Consider the following 16,619-nt stretch of genomic DNA (forward strand, 5'->3'; position numbering starts at 1 on the left):
CCGGATCCGTCGGGCCCGTGCCCTCGGGCAGATCGACGGTGGGGACGACGGAGGGCCGCGTCATACGACTCGACGCCGGGGGCGCCGGGGTGATGGCCCGCGCGGAGCAGCCGGTGAGCGCGAGGAGCGCCGCGACCGCGATCGCGCGACGGGGCGCGCCTCACGGCGTCGTGCCGACGGCCAGGGGGGTGACGACGCTGGCTCCAGAGCCGCCGCCCGCGACGCGCACGATGAGCAGCGTCGCAGCATTCTGCTCGCCCGGGCAGTGCACCGAGTACGTCGTCAGCATGCCCTGGACGCCCTTGGTTCCCGCGGTGCAGACGCCCCCCGCCGATGCCGACGGTGACATGCCGTTGGCACCCGGGGAGGTCGGGGCCAGAAAAAAGGTGGCGCCGGGGCGCGTCGTGACGACTGCGTCGTACGCGCCGTTCGCGTACGTCACGGAGGTGATCTCGACCCTGAACGCGCCGGACGACGACGGCGCCGGGCTGGTCGGGGAGGGAGCCGTCGTGCTCGAGGCGCCGGCGCTCGTTGCGCTCGAGGAGGCGCCGTTCGTGCCGCTGGCACTCGCTGACGGCGTTGCCGACGACGACCCGCTCGTCGACGATCCGCTCGAGCACCCGACGAGGGCGGTGAGGGCGCAGAGTGAGACTGCAGCTGTGATGGTGTGTCGCATGGCTTCCTCCGACGACGGGTGCGCCGGCCGGGGCGAGCTGGGGCGTTCGTGCTCGGCTGGGGCGTCGTGACGTGCTGGGCTCACAGTAGAGCCGCCGCGACGTCAGGGGAGGGCGTTTTCGGTTGCGAATCGGTCTCGGTTGCCCGCGAGGTGACGGGGGACGATTCGGACGGGTCCAGGATCCGGGCGATGGCCGCACGCCTGCCGAGTGGGGCCCGTCAACTAGAGCCCGCCCGAGCACCGCACCCGACATGCGACGGGGGCGGCCCCGCGTCTGCGAGTGCCGCCCTCGTCCTCGGTGCGCCTGGGGAGACTTGAACTCCCACGTCTAAGACACCAGAACCTAAATCTGGCGCGTCTGCCAATTCCGCCACAGGCGCAGCGCAGACGATCCTACGTCACGTCGTCCGAGCCCATGCCGACGCTTGCACAGGATGGCAGGTAACTCACGAGGAAACGAGTCGTGCCGGGCTTACACGTGAGTTGTTCGCCATCCTGCGTGGGGCAGAACCGCGGCGGGGCCGCGCCCACCCTGCGTCAGGGCGCGCTCAGGCTTGGAACTTCAGGGCCTTCTTCAGTGACGCGACGTGTCCGGTGGCCTTGACGTTGTAGCGCGCGAGCTCGATGACGCCGTTCTCATCGATGACGAACGTCGAACGGATGACGCCGACGACGGGCTTTCCGTACAGCTTCTTCTCGCCGTAGGCGCCGTACGCCTCGAGCGTCGTCCTCGACTCGTCCGACAGCAGCGGGTACGTCAGCTGCTCCTTCTCGACGAACGTCGCGAGCTTGGCGGGCGCGTCGGGGCTGATGCCGATGACCTCGTAGCCCGCGGCCTGCAGCGGTGCGAGCGAGTCGCGGAAGTCGCAGGCCTCCGTGGTGCATCCTGGCGTCATTGCGGCGGGGTAGAAGAAGATGATGAGTTTGCGGCCGGCGTAGTCGCCAAGGGAGATCTGGGTGCCGGCGTCACTCGTCAGCGTGAAGTCGGGGGCGCGTGTACCAGCTTCGAGGCGTGCCATGGGTGAAGTCCTCCTGAGCGAATCCGTCTGGTGCGTTAACCTTTGAGTCAAGATCCTAGTTTTCCGCATGTGGCAAGGAGACCCACCATGGCACCCAAGACGGCCAAGCAGATCGAAGCTGAGCTCGCCGCGTCGCGTTCGCGCCTCGCTGGCACGATCGACGAGCTCGCGTTCCGCGCGCAGCCGAAGGAGATCGCCAAGCGTCAGACCGAGAGCGCTCGCCTCGCGCTGACCGACGCGACCCGCACTGCCGACGGCGACCTGCGCTCCGACCGTGTCGCGATGGGTCTCGGCGGCCTCGGTGGGCTGCTCGTGCTCGTCGGCCTCGCGAAGCGCCTTCGCTCCTGACACTGGGCGCCCCACGGCGCCTCCCGACGTGGCCCGTTCGTCCCGCGACGAGCGGGCCACGCGTGTTTCTCCGAGCCGTCACGTCGGGGGAGGGGCAGGCGCTGACACGGATTTGGCCCCGCACCTGCCGTTCATGTAGTGTTTCTCCTCGTTGCGCCAATAGCTCAATTGGCAGAGCAGCTGACTCTTAATCAGCGGGTTCGGGGTTCGAGTCCCTGTTGGCGCACCACTCCGGAGAAGGCCCACCGTTCACGGTGGGCCTTCTCGCATGCTCGGGTTCGAGTGCCCCGGTTCGTGAGGCGCCTGTGCCGGGTCGGGCATCACCCGCAAGGTGATGGCGGCCCGGGGCGCCCCGTGAAAGGGTTGAGGCGACAGTGAACGCCGCCAACGCAGGGAGGCAACCATGCCCGGTGAGAACGACAAGAACGCCACGTCCGCGAACGAGGAGAACACGACGCGAGACGAGCAGAGCGACGCCGAGAAGGAGATGGGGGTGCCGGCCCACGAGCTCAACTCGCAGGCGGACGTCATCTCCACCGACGACGCCGGCTGAGCGTCCCCGTCGCCGATGATCGTCGAACCGACCTGGCGCGACGTCGTGTCGCGGTCAAGGAGAACGACGAAGGGCCGGTGAACACGTGTTCACCGGCCCTTCGACACCGCGGCCACGACGTCGAACGACGTTCGGCTCCAACGGTTTTCCTGGTGCGCCAACAGGGACTCGAACCCCGAACCCGCTGATTAAGAGTCAGCTGCTCTGCCAATTGAGCTATTGGCGCAACGAGAAAGAACTATAGACGACAGCGGCACTGCGGACCAACTTCGAGCCGCGCGTCGAGTGCGGCGCAACACGATACGCCTCCGACGCGCCCAGCGGGGGATGGGACGCGGCGCGATCGGGGCGATAGATTCGTGACAGAACAGTTCTGACCACAACACACCGGAGACGACTCATGACGAGCCTTCCTGAAGCCGGAGTGGAGCGCCCGTACGGCGATCCGCCGAAGCTCGACGCCAAACCCGACTACAAGGTCGCGTTCAAGCGCGCTGCGGCCAAGTTCTCGCAGGATCAGTGCACCGATCTGGCAGCGTCGCTCACCTACTACTCGGTGCAGGCGATGTTCCCCGCCATCATCGCGGCGGTCTCGACGATCGGCCTGTTCGGCAACGGGCAGAAGACGACGGACAGCGTCATCGAAGCCATTGCGGAGATCGTCGGCAAGAACAAGGACGACATCCCCGAGGGGTTCACGACCTTCATCAACAACCTGCAGGGCGGCGGCGCCGGCCTCGCCTTCATCCTCGGCATCCTGGTGTCGCTGTGGTCGGCGTCGGGCTACGTCAACGCGTTCTCGCGCATGAGCAACCGTATCTACGACGTGGCCGAGGGGCGCCCCGTCTTCAAGCTGCGGCCGTGGCTCTACTTCGTCACGATCGTGGCGTTCGTCCTCGCGATCCTCGCCGCGTTCTCGCTCGTCGTCTCGGGTGGCATCGCGGAGCAGATCTTCGACTCCGTCGGTCTCGGCACGCAGGCTGCGACGGTGTGGGACTGGGCGAAGGTGCCGTTCGTCATCGTCGTCGTCATCTTCATCATCTCGCTGCTGTTCTGGGGTACGCCGAACGTGAAGCGTCCCTTCAAGCAGGCGATGTTCAACCCGGGCGCCATCCTCGCGTTCGTGATCTGGGCGATCGGGACGATCGCCTTCGCCTGGTACGTGTCCAACATGGGCAACTACGGCAAGACGTACGGCCCGATGGCGACGCCGATCATCCTGCTGCTTTGGCTGTGGATCACGAACCTCGCCATGCTCTTCGGTGCGGAGTTCGACTCGGAGACGTTGCGCACGCGCCAGTTGAAGACCGGCTACCCGGCCGAAGAGCTCATCCTCCTGCCGGTGCGTGACGAGAAGGGCATCGACAAGAAGGCGGAGAAGTACGACGCTCTCGTCGAGCAGGCGCACACGCTGCGCCTGTCGTCCGGCGTGCCCGACGAGGCCGTCCGCACGATGCTGCCCGAGGCTCCCAAGGAGCGTTCCGACGAGCGCACGATGGCCGCTCAGGCCGGCTCGAGCGAGAAGCGTCCGACGCGTCCGCAGTCGAAGACACAAGAAGCGGCTCCGGCGCTCGCCGCGGCCACGAAGGACGAGGCCCCCGACCTCGCGGACGGCTCCGGCGCCTCACGCGCGGACGGCGTGAGGCGTCGTCGCGCCACGGACGACGCCGCGGAGCGCGAGGCGGCGGAGATCGCCGAGGCGCGCGAGGTGCGTCGCCGTCGTGCGCTCGCCGAGAGCCGCCACAAGCGTGAGGAGCGGGAGCGTCGTGACGCGCAGCGTCACAAGGTCGAGGCCGAGCAGAAGAAGGCGGAGGCCGAGCGCGCGAAGGAGCGCAAGAAGGCCGAGGCCGAGCGTCCGCTCGAGGAGAAGTGGGCCGAGGTCGAGAATGCCCGCAACCGCTACGAGCACCCGAACACGCGCGAGTACCGCGCCGTGACGGCGGAGCGCGAGGAGCGCCGTCGCCGTTGGTTCTCGAACACGACGGCGAACTGAGCACCTGCTCAGCGCGATTCGCCGCCATGACGATGCCGCCCCACCCCGCCGAGCGCGGGGTGGGGCGGCATCGTCATGGCGGGCGCGAGGCTCGCTAGGATGTTCGCCGTGACTGACAACGACCGCGCCCACACCGACCGCATCGTCTGGATCGACTGCGAGATGACGGGCCTCGACCTGGAGAACGACGCCCTCATCGAGGTAGCCGCGCTCGTCACCGACTTCGAGTTGAACCAGCTGGGTGACGGCGTCGACGTCGTCATCAAGCCCGAGCCGACGGCCCTCGAACAGATGGGAGACTTCGTGCGCGACATGCACACCAAGTCCGGGCTGCTCGCCGAGCTCGACGAAGGGGTCAGCATGGAGGAAGCACAGGCGCTCGTGCTCGAGTACGTCATGCAGCACGCGCCCGAGGCCGGGAAGGCGCCGCTCGGTGGCAACACGGTCTCGACCGACCGCGGCTTCCTCGAGCGCGACATGCCGCAGCTCGCGGGGCACCTGCACTACCGCACGATCGACGTGTCGTCGATCAAGGAACTTTCGCGACGTTGGTACCCCCGCGCCTACTTCAACGCGCCCGCCAAGCACGGCGGCCATCGGGCCCTCGCCGACATCCGCGAGTCGATCGCGGAGCTGCGTTACTACCGCGAGGCCGTCTTCGTGCCCGCTCCCGGCCCGACGTCGAACGAGGCGCAGGTCCTCGCCAAGCGCTACGAGGTTGGCCCCTGACGCCGGACGCGGCCCTGATTGGGCGCGGCGGCACTGTTTCGGGTATATTCGTCCGCGCTGCCTGACACGGTGACGTGGACGGCGCATGGTGGGTATAGCTCAGCAGGTAGAGCACCTGGTTGTGGTCCAGGATGTCGCGGGTTCAAGTCCCGTTACTCACCCCAAGCAAGTGGCCCCCAGAGCGATCTGGGGGTTTTCTTGTCTACCCGCTCTCTGCGGGTGAGTCCCTGTAGCTCAGCTGGATAGAGCAAGAGCCTTCTAATCTCTAGGTCGCGAGTTCGAATCTCGCCGGGGGCACCGAAGCGGCTCGACCGCGGCGTGCGTTGCGCTGCCGTGCTCATGCGACGCCATGTCGTCGCGCGCCGATGCCACGCCCATGACTCGCTCATGACGCCCCTGCTCCGCGCGCTGAGTCGCCCGCCTCCGCCACATCGGGATCACGGGCCCCGCATCACCTCCTCGCCACGCGAATCACGTCACATCACCATGCCCTCATGCCACCCGATGCACTCTCAGACTCCTCCATGCTTTAGGTTTGCCTTACCTAAACGTTTGGCTGTGAGGAGTGCGTGGTGTTCGGCAACTATCTGGTCGGGCTTCGAGAGGGGCTGGAGGCGTCGCTCGTCGTCGTCATCCTCGTGGCCTACCTGGTGAAGTCGGGTCGGCGCCACCTGCTCGGGCGCATCTGGCTCGGCGTCGCCGCCGCCATCGCGATCTCCCTCGCCTTCGGCGCCGCCCTCACGTACGGCCCCCGCGGCCTGACGTTCGAGGCCCAGGAGGCGATCGGTGGCACGCTGTCGATCGTCGCCGTCGGCTTCGTCACCTGGATGATCTTCTGGATGGCACGCTCCGCCCGCAGCCTGTCGGGCGATCTGAAGAGCCACGTCGACCGCGCCGCGGACGCCTCGCGCGCCTCCCTCGTCGTCGTGGCGATGCTCGCCGTCGGCCGTGAGGGCCTCGAGACGGCCCTGTTCCTGTGGGCAGCCACGCAGGCTGCGAGCTCGGGGGAGGGCTCGTCGAGCGCGCCGCTCATCGGCGCCGGGCTCGGCCTGCTGACGGCCGTCGTCATCGCCTGCCTCCTCTACCGCGGCGCGCTGTCGCTCAACCTGTCGAAGTTCTTCACCTGGACCGGCGGCTTCCTCATCTTCGTCGCGGCCGGCGTCCTCGCCTACGGCGTGCACGACCTGCAGGAGAGCGGTGTGCTGCCGGGCCTCAACTCCCTCGCGTTCGACGTCAGCGAGCAGATCCCGCCGTCGTCGTGGATCGGCACGCTGCTCAAGGGCACGTTCAACTTCTCACCGGCGACGACGTGGTTCGAGCTCGCCGTCTGGGTTGCCTACGTCGCGATCGTCCTGCCGATGTTCATCGTGCGCGTGCGCGCACCCCACCCCCCGAAGGCCTCGGGCTCCACCGTGGCCACGAAGCAGAAGGCAACAGCATGATTCTCCCCACCCGCACCGCACGGGCATTCGCGTTCACCAGCATCGCCGGCTTGGCGCTCACCGGGTGCACGAGCAACTCGAAGGATTCCAAGGGCGACGGCAAGCTGACGGTCTCCTCCACCTCGAGCGAGTGCAAGGTCTCGGCCTCGGAGGCACCCTCGGGCACCCTGTCGTTCAGCGTCAAGAACGACGGCGACAAGGTCACCGAGTTCTACCTGCTCGGTTCGGACCGCCTCCGCATCGTCGGCGAGGTCGAGAACATCGCACCGGGCCTGACGCGTGAACTCGTCGTCAAGGCCGCGCCCGGAACCTACTACACGGCCTGCAAGCCGGGCATGGTCGGCAAGGGCATCCAGTCGAAGTTCACCGTCACCGACTCCGGCGCCGACCTCACACCGACGGGGGCCGACAAGGCGCTCGTCGACGAGGCCGACAAGCAGTACCAGGCCTACGTCAAGGATCAGGCGACGCAGCTGAGCGCGCAGACGACGACGTTCGTCAACCTCTACAAGAGCGGCAAGGACGCCGAGGCGCGCGCCCTCTACGCGAAGGCGCGCCTGCACTGGGAGCGCGTCGAGCCCGTCGCCGAGTCGTTCGGCGACCTCGACCCCAAGATGGACCTGCGCGAGGCCGACCTCGAGAAGGGCCAGGAGTGGACCGGCTGGCACCGGATCGAGAAGGATCTGTGGCCGCCGAAGTCGGGCTACACCGAGATGAGCAAGACCGAGCGCAACAAGATCGCCGACCAGCTCCTCAGCGATACCAAGACGTTCGAGACGCGCACCAAGACGACGACGTTCACCGCCGACAAGATCGCCAACGGCGCGAAGTCCCTCATGGACGAGGTCGCGACGGGCAAGGTCACCGGCGAGGAGGAGATCTGGTCGCACACCGACCTCTACGACTTCCAGGGCAACGTCGACGGCGCACGCATCGCATGGGAGAACCTGCGTCCGCTGCTCAAGAAGAAGGACGCGAAGCTCGACACGTCGATCGCGACGAAGTTCGCGGCCCTGCAGAAGCTGCTCGACAAGCACCGCGTCTCCGGTTCCGGAGACGACGCCGTCTTCAAGAGCTACGACAAGCTGTCGAAGGCCGAGGTCAAGGAACTCTCCGACGCGGTCAACGCGCTCAGCGAACCGCTGTCGAAGCTGACGGCGACCGTCACGTCCTGACACCGGCGTCGAAGCGCCCTACCCTGGGTGGGGCGCTTCGACGGTGGTCGTCACGACGATCGCAGCGACCGGATCCGCATCAGGACGGATTGACACGACGTGCAGAAGGATGGGTGAAGTGACGCAGCTGTCGCGCCGCGGGATGTTCGGTGTCGCAGGAGGCGGCGCAGCCGCAGGGCTGGCGGGTTTCGCCGGGGGGTGGGGTGCCTCTCAGGCTTCCGCGAGCCCGGCTCCCGACGCCTCGGCGCGCACCTACCCGTTCTTCGGCGCCCACCAGAGCGGCATCGTCACCCCGGCACAGGACCGGCTCTACTTCGCCGCGTTCGACGTCACCGCGAGCACCCGAGACGACCTCGAGACGCTCCTAAGTGCCTGGAGTTCCGCCGCCGAACGCATGATGCGCGGGCTGCCGGCGTCGGACGAGGTGACGTCCTACGACGCACCCCCGGCCGACACGGGTGAGGCCGACGGGCTCGGCGCGGCCGGCCTGACGATCACGTTCGGCTTCGGCCCCACCTTGTTCCGCACGAGCGACGGCAAGGATCGTTTCGGCCTGGCGAAGAAGCAGCCGAAGGAACTGCGCGAGCTGCCGCACTTCCCGGCCGACAAGCTCGACCCGCATCGAAGCGGCGGTGACCTCTGCGTCCAGGCCTGCGCCGACGACCCGCAGATCGCCGTCCACGCCATCCGCAACCTCACCCGCATCGCCTTCGGCCTCGCCGCGCTGCGCTGGGCGCAGCTCGGCTTCGGGCGCACCAGCTCGACGTCGACGGCGCAGGCGACGCCGCGCAACCTGTTCGGGTTCAAGGACGGCACGGCCAACATCAAGGCCGAGTCGCAGGACGTCGTCGACGAGCACGTGTGGGTCTCGAAGGGCGACGACGCCGCAGCCGACTGGATGGCCGGCGGCTCGTATCTCGTGGCACGCCGCATCACGATGCACCTCGAGACGTGGGATCGCACCAGCCTGCGCGAGCAGGAGACCCTCATCGGCCGCGACCGCGTCGAGGGAGCGCCGTTGTCGGGCGGCAAGGAGTTCGACGAACCACGCTTCGACGTCACCGGCCGCGAGAACAAGCCCCTCATCGCCAAGAACTCGCACGTCTTCCTCGCCCACCCGAAGAACAACAAGGGCGTCCAGATGCTGCGGCGCGGCTACAACTTCACCGATGGCAACGACGCGCTCGGTCGCCTCGATGCGGGTCTGTTCTTCCTCGCGTACGTGCGCCGCCCATCGACGCAGTACATCCCGATGCAGATGCGCATGTCCCGCGAGGACGCCCTCATGGAATACCTGCAGCACACCGGATCCGGGTTGTTCGCCATTCCGCCGGGCGCGCGCGACGGTTCCTACGTCGGGCAGACGCTGCTCGAGGGCTGACGGCGCGGCGACGCTCGAAGCGACGACGCTCAAAGGCGACGACGCTCGGAGGTAGCAGCGCGCGGGATGGCGACGTGGTCGGCAGGGCATCAGGCGTCGATGCCACAGCGCCGTCATGGCATCCGGGAACGGTGATGCGCCGAGCGAGTTGAGCCGCACGCGCGCACCGGCAAGACTGACAGGGTGAACGAACCCTTCAACGCCGCCCGGCTGCACGCAGCAGTCGGTGAGCTGCGCGCCGCCGTCGCGGCCAACGTCCTCCCGTTCGAGACGGCCGACGCGGCGGTCGCTCGGCGCTCGCAGCAGGAGCTCGTCGCGCAACTCGACGACTACGTCATGCCCCGCCTCGAATCGCTCGATGCGCCGCTGCTCGCCGTCATCGGTGGATCGACGGGTGCGGGCAAGTCGACGCTCGTCAACTCGATCGTGCGCGAGCAGGTGACGCGTTCGGGTGTTCTGCGCCCGACGACGCGCGCGTCGGTTCTCATCCACCACCCGAGCGACACGCACTGGTTCATCGACGAGCGGGTGCTGCCCGGCCTGTCACGCCTGACCGGCAGTGCGACGCAGGGTGACGACCCGTCGTCGCTGCGGCTCGTCGCGTCGGCGTCCGTGCCGCGCGGGCTGGCGCTGCTCGACGCGCCCGACATCGACTCCGTCGTCTCCGCGAACCGCGACCTGGCCCGTCAGCTGCTGTCGGCCGCCGACCTGTGGCTGTTCGTCACGACCGCGGTGCGCTACGCCGACGCAGTGCCGTGGGAGATGCTCGAGCAGGCCACGGAGCGCGGGACGTCCGTCGCCGTCGTCCTCGACCGGGTGCCGCGCGAGGCGATCGACGAGGTGCAGGCCGACCTCGCGCGCATGCTCGCCGCGCAGGGGCTGGGCCGCGCGCCGGTGTTCGCGGTCGCCGAATCGCCGCTCGACGACTTCGGCATGCTGCCGCAGGCCGAAGTCGCGCGCATCACCGAGTGGCTCAACTCGCTTGCGAGTGACGCGATGTCGCGGCAGGCCGTCATCCGCCGCACCCTCGACGGCGCCCTCGACTCGCTGGCGCCGCGGGCACGGGCGAGCGTCGCGGCGGCGCGGGCCCAGGAGGACGCCCACGCCCGCCTGAGCGACGTGGCCCACGAGGCCTATCGCGAGCACCTGCAGGAGGTGGCCGAGGGTCTTGAGGACGGCACGCTGCTGCGCGGCGAGGTGCTCGCGCGGTGGCAGGAGTTCGTCGGTACGGGTGAGCTGTTCAAGCAGTTCGAGGCCGGCGTCAGCCGCCTGCGCGACCGCGTCTCCGCTCTGTTCACCGCGCGGACGGAGAAGGCCGCACCCGCGAAGGATCTGGGGGAGGCGCTGCAGTCCGGGGTGGCGCAGCTCGTCACCTCACACGCTGAATCGGCAGCCCTCGACGCCGGCCGCGGCTGGCGCCTCGACGACGCGGGCAAACCGCTCGTGACGCGTCACCCCGAGCTGACCTCAGCCAGTCCGCAGGTGGCCGACCATATCGAGCGGCTCGTGCGCGACTGGCAGGGTGACGTGCTCGAGCTCGTTCGCTCCGAAGCCGGTGAGAAGCGCTCGACGGCGCGTTTCCTCGCGTTCGGCGTCAACGGCATCGCCGTGCTGCTCATGATCGTGACGTTCGCCTCGACAGGCGGCCTGACGGGCGCTGAGGTCGGCATCTCCGCCGGCTCGTCCGTGCTCGCGCAGCGCCTGCTCGAGGCGATCTTCGGCGACCAGGCCGTCCGCTCGCTCGCCAAGGCGGCCCGCGGTCTGCTCATCGAGCGCGTCGAGGCGCTCTTCGCCGCCGAGGAACGTCGCTACGACGCTGCGCTCGGTGAGGTGGCTTTGCCGAAGCAGGCGGCGGCTCGCATCGAGACGGCGCTCACCCATGTCGAGGAGGCGCGATGAGCTGGAAGCCGTTCGGACGCGAGCGGCGCGAACGCGCCGAGGTCGTCGCCCCCGTCACGCGCGAGGAGGTCGACGGCCGCGCCGCCGCGCTGCAACGCGCGCTGACGCTCGGTGGGCCCGCCTTGCCCGCGGACGATGTCGCCGTCGCCCGCAAGCTGCTGGCGCGCGTCGCCGAGCGCTCACGGATCGGCGGTAACCACACCGTCGTCGCGCTCGCCGGGGCGACCGGCTCCGGCAAGTCGAGCCTGTTCAACGCGCTCGTCGGCGAGCCCGTCTCGCGGGTCGGCGCGCGCCGCCCGACGACGTCACGGGCCGCCGCGGCGATCTGGGGTGAGAGCGTTCCGAGCGAGTTGCTCGACTGGCTCGACGTGCCTTCACGCCATCAGGTGCACGCCGCGATGCCACGTCATGCCGAGCTCGACGGGCTCGTCCTGCTCGACCTTCCCGACTTCGACTCCCGTGTGCGTGAGCACCGTGCGGAGGCCGATCGCGTGCTCGAGCTGTGCGATCTGTTCGTGTGGGTCACCGACCCGCAGAAGTACGCCGACGCGGTGCTGCACGAGCAGTACGTCCGTCAGCTCGCGGTCGCGAAGGCGACGTCGATCGTCGTGCTCAACCAGGCCGATCGGTTGACGCCGGAGGGGGCCGACAGCTGCCTCGCCGACCTGAGTCGCCTCCTCGTCGAGGACGGGCTGACGGACGCGCTCGTGCTGCCCACCTCGACGGTCGTCGACGGCGGTGTGACGACCCTCGTCGACGCTCTCGCGGACGTCGTGCAGGCCAAGAATGCCGCCGATCGGCGCCTCGCGGGCGATCTGCGGCATCAGGCCCAGCGGCTCAGCTCGCACGTCGGAGCGGTGCGCGAGCATCGCACGAGTGGGACGAACGCCGAGCTCGTCTCCGCCCTCGCGCAGTCGGCCGGTGTGGGGGTGGTGCTCGACGCCGTCGAGCGCGACTACCGCACAGAGGCGGCACGGCGCACCGGATGGCCGTTCACGCGCTGGTCGCAGAAGCTCAAGGCGCGGCCGCTCGCGCGGCTCGGGCTCGACAAGCAGGTGTCCGACGGCATGAGCCGCGGTGATCGGCGCGTCGTGCTCGGCAAGTCGTCGCTGCCTCCCGCAACGCCGGCCGCGCGCGCTGCGGTCGACCTCGCGACGAGGCGTCTCGGGGAGAAGGCTGCGGACGGCCTGCCGGACCCCTGGGCAGACGAGGTGCGCAGCGCCGCGACGGGGCGTGACGGCGCCATGGCCGACGCGCTCGACCAGGCCGTGCTGCGGACGCCGTTGCGCGGACGCTTCCCGGGTTGGTGGGCCGCGGCGTCGGCGCTGCAGTGGGCCTTCGCCGGTGTCGCGCTGGCCGGGGCCGCGTGGTTGATCGTGCTCGCGCTGCTCGGCACGATGCAGATCCACGTGGGCGTCCCGACGATGGCGGGTGATTGGCTGCCCATCCCGCTCGTCATGCTCGCCGGCGGGTTGCTCGCGGGGTTGTTGCTCACGGTCCTCACGCGGACCCTCGCTCGGACGGGAGCCCGACGCGCACGTCAGGATGCGCAGGAGCGCCTCGACGAGGCCATCGCGCAGGTGGCGTCGGAGCGCATCATCGCGCCCGTCGAGGCGGTCGTGAGGCGCCACGACGACACGGCACGGGCGCTCGCGGAGGCGTCGGCCTGAGCCGCGGGCGATGGTTGCGGTGCTGGTGGGTGGGGGCTCTGCGGACGGTACGGCCGTGGGTCAGGCGCGGGGGGACCGTGGTTCGGCTCCGGGCTGGGGATGGTGACGCTGCGTCGCGGCCGTCCCCAGGCGAGGCGTGCCAGCTGTGAATCTGCCTCCCAGGCAGCGCTCGGGAGGGCCTATCCACAGCATCGGTGACGGTGGGACGCGCGGGGCGGACGAACCTGCCTAGCGTCGGGATCACGACCGGCCGAGGTGGCCGGCGCGACGCCTGACGCGGCCGCGGCCGCAGTGGAGGAACCACCATGAACGAGGTAGCGATCGACATCAGCGGCACCGTCGTCACCGACCCGGTGCTGCGCCAGACGAAGACAGGGGATGCGTTCCTCACGTTCCGGATGGCGGTCAACGAACGCCGCTGGAACGCGCAGGAGAACACGTGGAGCGACGGTGCGTCGCAGTTCTTCAGCGTGACGGCGTTCCGCACGCTCGCGGGCAACGCTTATCACTCGCTCGCGAAGGGTCAGCACGTCATGGTCTCGGGTCGGCTGCGGCTCAGTCAGTACGTCGCGCAGGACGGCTCGCAGCGCATGAGCGTGCAGATCGACGCGCACGACATCGGCGCCTCCCACAAGTTCGGGCAGACGTCGTTCACGAAGTGCTCCGACCCCGTCATCCCGAGCTCCCACCGCCTCGCCGACGACATCGTCACGGAGGTGACGCGCACGGTGGAGAACGAGCAGTTCGGCCGCAGCGAACCCGCGTCCGACGAGGAAGCCACCGAGGGGCGCCGCGCGCTCGTCGACGCCTGAGACGGCGAGGCCGGCCGGACGGTGAGCACGTCACCGCCCGGCCGGGCGGACGTCGGGCCCCGCACGCGCCGCGGAAAGTCGCGTCGAACGGCTTGCAACCGATAGCCTCGGGCGCATGGCTGAGTTCATCTACACCATGACCAAGGCGCGCAAGGCCGTTGGCGACAAGGTGATCCTCGACGACGTGTCGATGTCGTTCTACCCCGGCGCCAAGATCGGCGTCGTCGGCCCCAACGGCGCCGGCAAGTCCACCATCCTCAAGATCATGGCGGGGCTCGACCAGCCCAGCAACGGCGAGGCACGCCTGTCCCCGGGCTACAGCGTCGGCATCCTGCTGCAGGAGCCACCGCTCAACGAGGAGAAGGACGTGCGCGGCAACGTCGAGGAAGGCCTCGGCCAGATCAAGGTCGACCTCGACCGGTTCAACGAGATCTCCGCCGAGATGGGCGAACCCGACGCCGACTTCGACGCCCTCATGGAGGAGATGGGCAAGCTCCAGGAGAAGATCGACGCGGCCGATGCGTGGGACATCGACTCCCAGCTCGAGCAGGCCATGGACGCCCTGCGCTGCCCGCCCGGTGACGCCGATGTCTCCGTCCTCTCCGGTGGTGAGAAGCGCCGCGTCGCGTTGTGCAAGCTGCTGCTGCAGAAGCCCGACCTTCTCCTGCTCGACGAGCCCACCAACCACCTCGACGCCGAATCCGTCCTCTGGCTCGAACAGCACCTTGCGAGCTACCCGGGCGCCGTCCTCGCCGTCACCCACGACAGGTACTTCCTCGACAACATCGCCGGCTGGATCTGCGAGGTCGACCGCGGTCGTCTCTACCCGTACGAAGGCAACTACTCGACGTACCTCGAGAAGAAGCAGGAGCGCCTCACCGTCCAGGGCAAGAAGGACGCGAAGCTCGCCAAGCGCCTCAAGGAAGAACTCGAGTGGGTCCGCTCCAACGCGAAGGCCCGCCAGACGAAGTCGAAGGCACGCCTCGCGCGCTACGAGGAGATGGCCGCCGAAGCCGAGCGCACCCGCAAGCTCGACTTCGAGGAGATCCAGATCCCGCCGGGCCCGCGCCTCGGCGCGCAGGTCATCGAGGTCAACGACCTCAAGAAGGGCTTCGGCGACCGCGTCCTCATCGACGGGCTGTCGTTCACGCTGCCGCGCAACGGCATCGTCGGCGTCATCGGCCCCAACGGCGTCGGCAAGACGACCCTGTTCAAGACGATCGTCGGCTTCGAAGAGCCAGACGCCGGCACCGTGAAGATCGGTGAGACGGTCAACATCAGCTACGTCGACCAGAACCGCGCCGGCATCGACCCCGAATCGACTCTGTTCGAGGTCGTCTCCGAAGGAAACGACCACATCCAGGTCGGCCAGGTCGAGATCCCCGCACGCGCCTACGTCTCGCAGTTCGGGTTCAAGGGCCCCGACCAGCAGAAGAAGGCCGGCGTCCTGTCCGGCGGTGAACGCAACCGCCTCAACCTCGCCCTCACCCTGAAGCAGGGCGGCAACCTGCTGCTGCTCGACGAACCGACCAACGACCTCGACGTCGAAACCCTCGGATCCCTCGAGAACGCGCTGCTCAGCTTCCCCGGCTGCGCCGTCGTCATCAGCCACGACCGCTGGTTCCTCGACCGCGTCGCGACGCACATCCTCGCCTACGAAGGCACCGACGAGAACCCCGCCGCGTGGTACTGGTTCGAAGGAAACTTCGACGCCTACGAGAAGAACAAGATCGAACGCCTCGGCGCCGAAGCAGCACGCCCCCACCGCGTCACACACCGCCGGCTCACCCGCGACTGAGGATCAAGCGCGCGAAGGTAGGACCGCAGCGAAGCGAGGATCCTGCCGCAGCAAGCGCTGACGAAGTCGCGGAAAGGACACGCGACTGAGGATCAAGCGCGCCAAGGTAGGACCGCAGCGAAGCGAGGATCCTGCCGCAGCAAGCGCTGACGAAGTCGCGGTAAGGACACGCGACTGATACTCCCTCGACCCGTCTTCCGGGCGGCGCGGATCCTGAGCTCGCGGGCTCGCCCAGGATCGCCGCGCCACCTCGGTGCGACAGGCCTCCGGGCTGGATGACAGCAACGCCTCTCACTCACACCTCGCACGCTCGGTGTTCGTGAGGGGCGTTGCTGTCATCCAGAGTCCATGGTGCGCCGGGTCACTGTCCGCTGTCCCTGCGTCGTGAGGTGGGGGACGGATTGGGCTCGGGGAAGGGCTGCGTCATGACGCGTGCTCGTGGTGGCGCCGCGCCGTCAGAGCCGGCCGGCATCGCCGGCGCAGTCGGTGCTGCGGTCTGGGGGTCCGGACCGTCGGGCTGACGGGTCAGCGCCGTTTCGCGAGGCGCGCCTCGAGAGAAGCCTTCGAGGCCGGCCACTCGTGCGCAAGGATCGAATAGACAACCTTGTCGCCCAATGCGCCGTTGCCCTCGCGACGATCGGCGCGCAACACGCCGTCACGCCTGGCACCGAGACGCTCGATCGCGGCCTGTGACTGCTGGTTCATCCAGCTCGTCTCGTACCGCACACACTCGACCCCGACCGTCTCGAAGGCGTACGTCATGAGCAACAACTTGCTCTCCGCGTTCGTGCCCGTGCCGTGCGTCGACGCGCGATTCCACGTGTAGCCGATCGACACGCGCGGCACCGCGTCGACGATGTCGTAGAACGTCGTGCACCCCAACACCTGCTCGTCCGCCAGCCGCACCGCGACGAACGGCACCATGAACCCCGACTCGCGCCATGCGAGGCGCTGCTCGATCATCGCGCGAACACCGTCAGCGCGCGGAACGCTCGTGTACCAGCGCGTCCACATCTCGCCGTCGTTGACGGCGTCCACGAGGCCGTCATGATGCTCGAGCGTCAAGGGCTCCAACCGCACCAAGGACCCGGTCAGCGTGATGTCAGCGTCGAAATCAGTCATGC

The 16,619-nt window shown here is 68.7% G+C and carries 15 protein-coding genes and 5 tRNA genes; 15 read left to right on the forward strand and 5 right to left on the reverse strand.

Annotated features, from left to right (window positions below; all coding sequences use genetic code 11):
* Positions 1-160 precede the first annotated feature (160 nt).
* Positions 161-442 (reverse strand): hypothetical protein, encoded by a 282-nt coding sequence (locus AC1RS9_RS02205; RefSeq protein WP_492920362.1) that lies wholly within the window; start codon positions 440-442, stop codon positions 161-163.
* 4 nt (positions 443-446) lie between these two features.
* Here AC1RS9_RS02205 and AC1RS9_RS02210 point away from each other — a divergent pair, with 4 nt between their 5' ends.
* Complete coding sequence (locus AC1RS9_RS02210; RefSeq protein WP_492920364.1) at positions 447-746, forward strand: hypothetical protein; 300 nt, start codon at positions 447-449, stop codon at positions 744-746.
* A gap of 229 nt (positions 747-975) precedes the next feature.
* On the opposite strand, the gene AC1RS9_RS02215 is transcribed toward AC1RS9_RS02210, so the two are convergent.
* Together AC1RS9_RS02215 and bcp are read right to left on the reverse strand one after the other, a co-directional pair.
* Positions 976-1,056 (reverse strand) — tRNA-Leu (locus AC1RS9_RS02215).
* A gap of 168 nt (positions 1,057-1,224) precedes the next feature.
* Positions 1,225-1,695, reverse strand: coding sequence for a thioredoxin-dependent thiol peroxidase (gene bcp / locus AC1RS9_RS02220; RefSeq protein WP_338812905.1), 471 nt, complete (start codon positions 1,693-1,695; stop codon positions 1,225-1,227).
* 87 nt (positions 1,696-1,782) lie between these two features.
* On the opposite strand from bcp, the gene AC1RS9_RS02225 reads away from it, so the two are divergent.
* From AC1RS9_RS02225 to AC1RS9_RS02235, 3 genes are all read left to right on the forward strand, one after another.
* Positions 1,783-2,043, forward strand: a complete 261-nt coding sequence (locus AC1RS9_RS02225) for a DUF3618 domain-containing protein (RefSeq protein WP_006946019.1) — start codon at positions 1,783-1,785, stop codon at positions 2,041-2,043.
* A gap of 153 nt (positions 2,044-2,196) precedes the next feature.
* Positions 2,197-2,272: transfer RNA gene (locus AC1RS9_RS02230), tRNA-Lys, on the forward strand.
* Between the two features lie 174 nt (positions 2,273-2,446).
* The gene (locus AC1RS9_RS02235; protein WP_492920367.1) at positions 2,447-2,596 is read left to right on the forward strand and encodes a hypothetical protein; all 150 of its coding nucleotides are present in this window, start codon (positions 2,447-2,449) and stop codon (positions 2,594-2,596) included.
* A gap of 150 nt (positions 2,597-2,746) precedes the next feature.
* Here AC1RS9_RS02235 and AC1RS9_RS02240 read toward each other — a convergent pair.
* Positions 2,747-2,822: transfer RNA gene (locus tag AC1RS9_RS02240), tRNA-Lys, on the reverse strand.
* Positions 2,823-2,996: 174 nt separating this feature from the next.
* On the opposite strand from AC1RS9_RS02240, the gene AC1RS9_RS02245 reads away from it, so the two are divergent.
* From AC1RS9_RS02245 to ettA, 11 genes are all read left to right on the forward strand, one after another.
* Positions 2,997-4,589 (forward strand): YihY/virulence factor BrkB family protein, encoded by a 1,593-nt coding sequence (locus AC1RS9_RS02245; protein WP_492920369.1) that lies wholly within the window; start codon positions 2,997-2,999, stop codon positions 4,587-4,589.
* A gap of 99 nt (positions 4,590-4,688) precedes the next feature.
* Positions 4,689-5,318, forward strand: coding sequence for an oligoribonuclease (gene orn, locus AC1RS9_RS02250; protein WP_312293485.1), 630 nt, complete (start codon positions 4,689-4,691; stop codon positions 5,316-5,318).
* Positions 5,319-5,406: 88 nt separating this feature from the next.
* Positions 5,407-5,482: transfer RNA gene (locus AC1RS9_RS02255), tRNA-His, on the forward strand.
* 59 nt (positions 5,483-5,541) lie between these two features.
* Positions 5,542-5,615 (forward strand) — tRNA-Arg (locus AC1RS9_RS02260).
* Positions 5,616-5,890: 275 nt separating this feature from the next.
* On the forward strand, positions 5,891-6,760 hold the full coding sequence (gene efeU / locus AC1RS9_RS02265; RefSeq protein ID WP_492920371.1) for an iron uptake transporter permease EfeU: 870 nt from the start codon (positions 5,891-5,893) through the stop codon (positions 6,758-6,760).
* Positions 6,757-7,935 (forward strand): iron uptake system protein EfeO, encoded by a 1,179-nt coding sequence (gene efeO / locus AC1RS9_RS02270; RefSeq protein WP_165584835.1) that lies wholly within the window; start codon positions 6,757-6,759, stop codon positions 7,933-7,935. The genes efeU and efeO overlap by 4 nt, the downstream gene beginning before the upstream one ends.
* A 109-nt stretch (positions 7,936-8,044) precedes the next feature.
* Positions 8,045-9,316, forward strand: coding sequence for an iron uptake transporter deferrochelatase/peroxidase subunit (gene efeB / locus AC1RS9_RS02275; RefSeq protein ID WP_492920373.1), 1,272 nt, complete (start codon positions 8,045-8,047; stop codon positions 9,314-9,316).
* A 183-nt stretch (positions 9,317-9,499) separates the two neighbouring features.
* Positions 9,500-11,215 (forward strand): dynamin family protein, encoded by a 1,716-nt coding sequence (locus tag AC1RS9_RS02280; protein WP_241725658.1) that lies wholly within the window; start codon positions 9,500-9,502, stop codon positions 11,213-11,215.
* Complete coding sequence (locus AC1RS9_RS02285) at positions 11,212-12,885, forward strand: GTPase family protein (RefSeq protein WP_312293481.1); 1,674 nt, start codon at positions 11,212-11,214, stop codon at positions 12,883-12,885. The genes AC1RS9_RS02280 and AC1RS9_RS02285 overlap by 4 nt, the downstream gene beginning before the upstream one ends.
* Positions 12,886-13,190: 305 nt before the next feature.
* Entirely contained in the window at positions 13,191-13,697 is a 507-nt protein-coding gene (locus AC1RS9_RS02290; protein ID WP_115296394.1) for a single-stranded DNA-binding protein, read from the forward strand.
* Positions 13,698-13,812: 115 nt separating this feature from the next.
* On the forward strand, positions 13,813-15,495 hold the full coding sequence (ettA, locus tag AC1RS9_RS02295) for an energy-dependent translational throttle protein EttA (RefSeq protein WP_006945958.1): 1,683 nt from the start codon (positions 13,813-13,815) through the stop codon (positions 15,493-15,495).
* 525 nt (positions 15,496-16,020) lie between these two features.
* Here ettA and AC1RS9_RS02300 read toward each other — a convergent pair.
* Positions 16,021-16,617, reverse strand: a complete 597-nt coding sequence (locus tag AC1RS9_RS02300) for a GNAT family N-acetyltransferase (RefSeq protein ID WP_006945991.1) — start codon at positions 16,615-16,617, stop codon at positions 16,021-16,023.
* Positions 16,618-16,619: the final 2 nt, after the last annotated feature.

The sequence above is a fragment of the Dermacoccus sp. MPR-E5 genome (genome assembly GCF_058809565.1).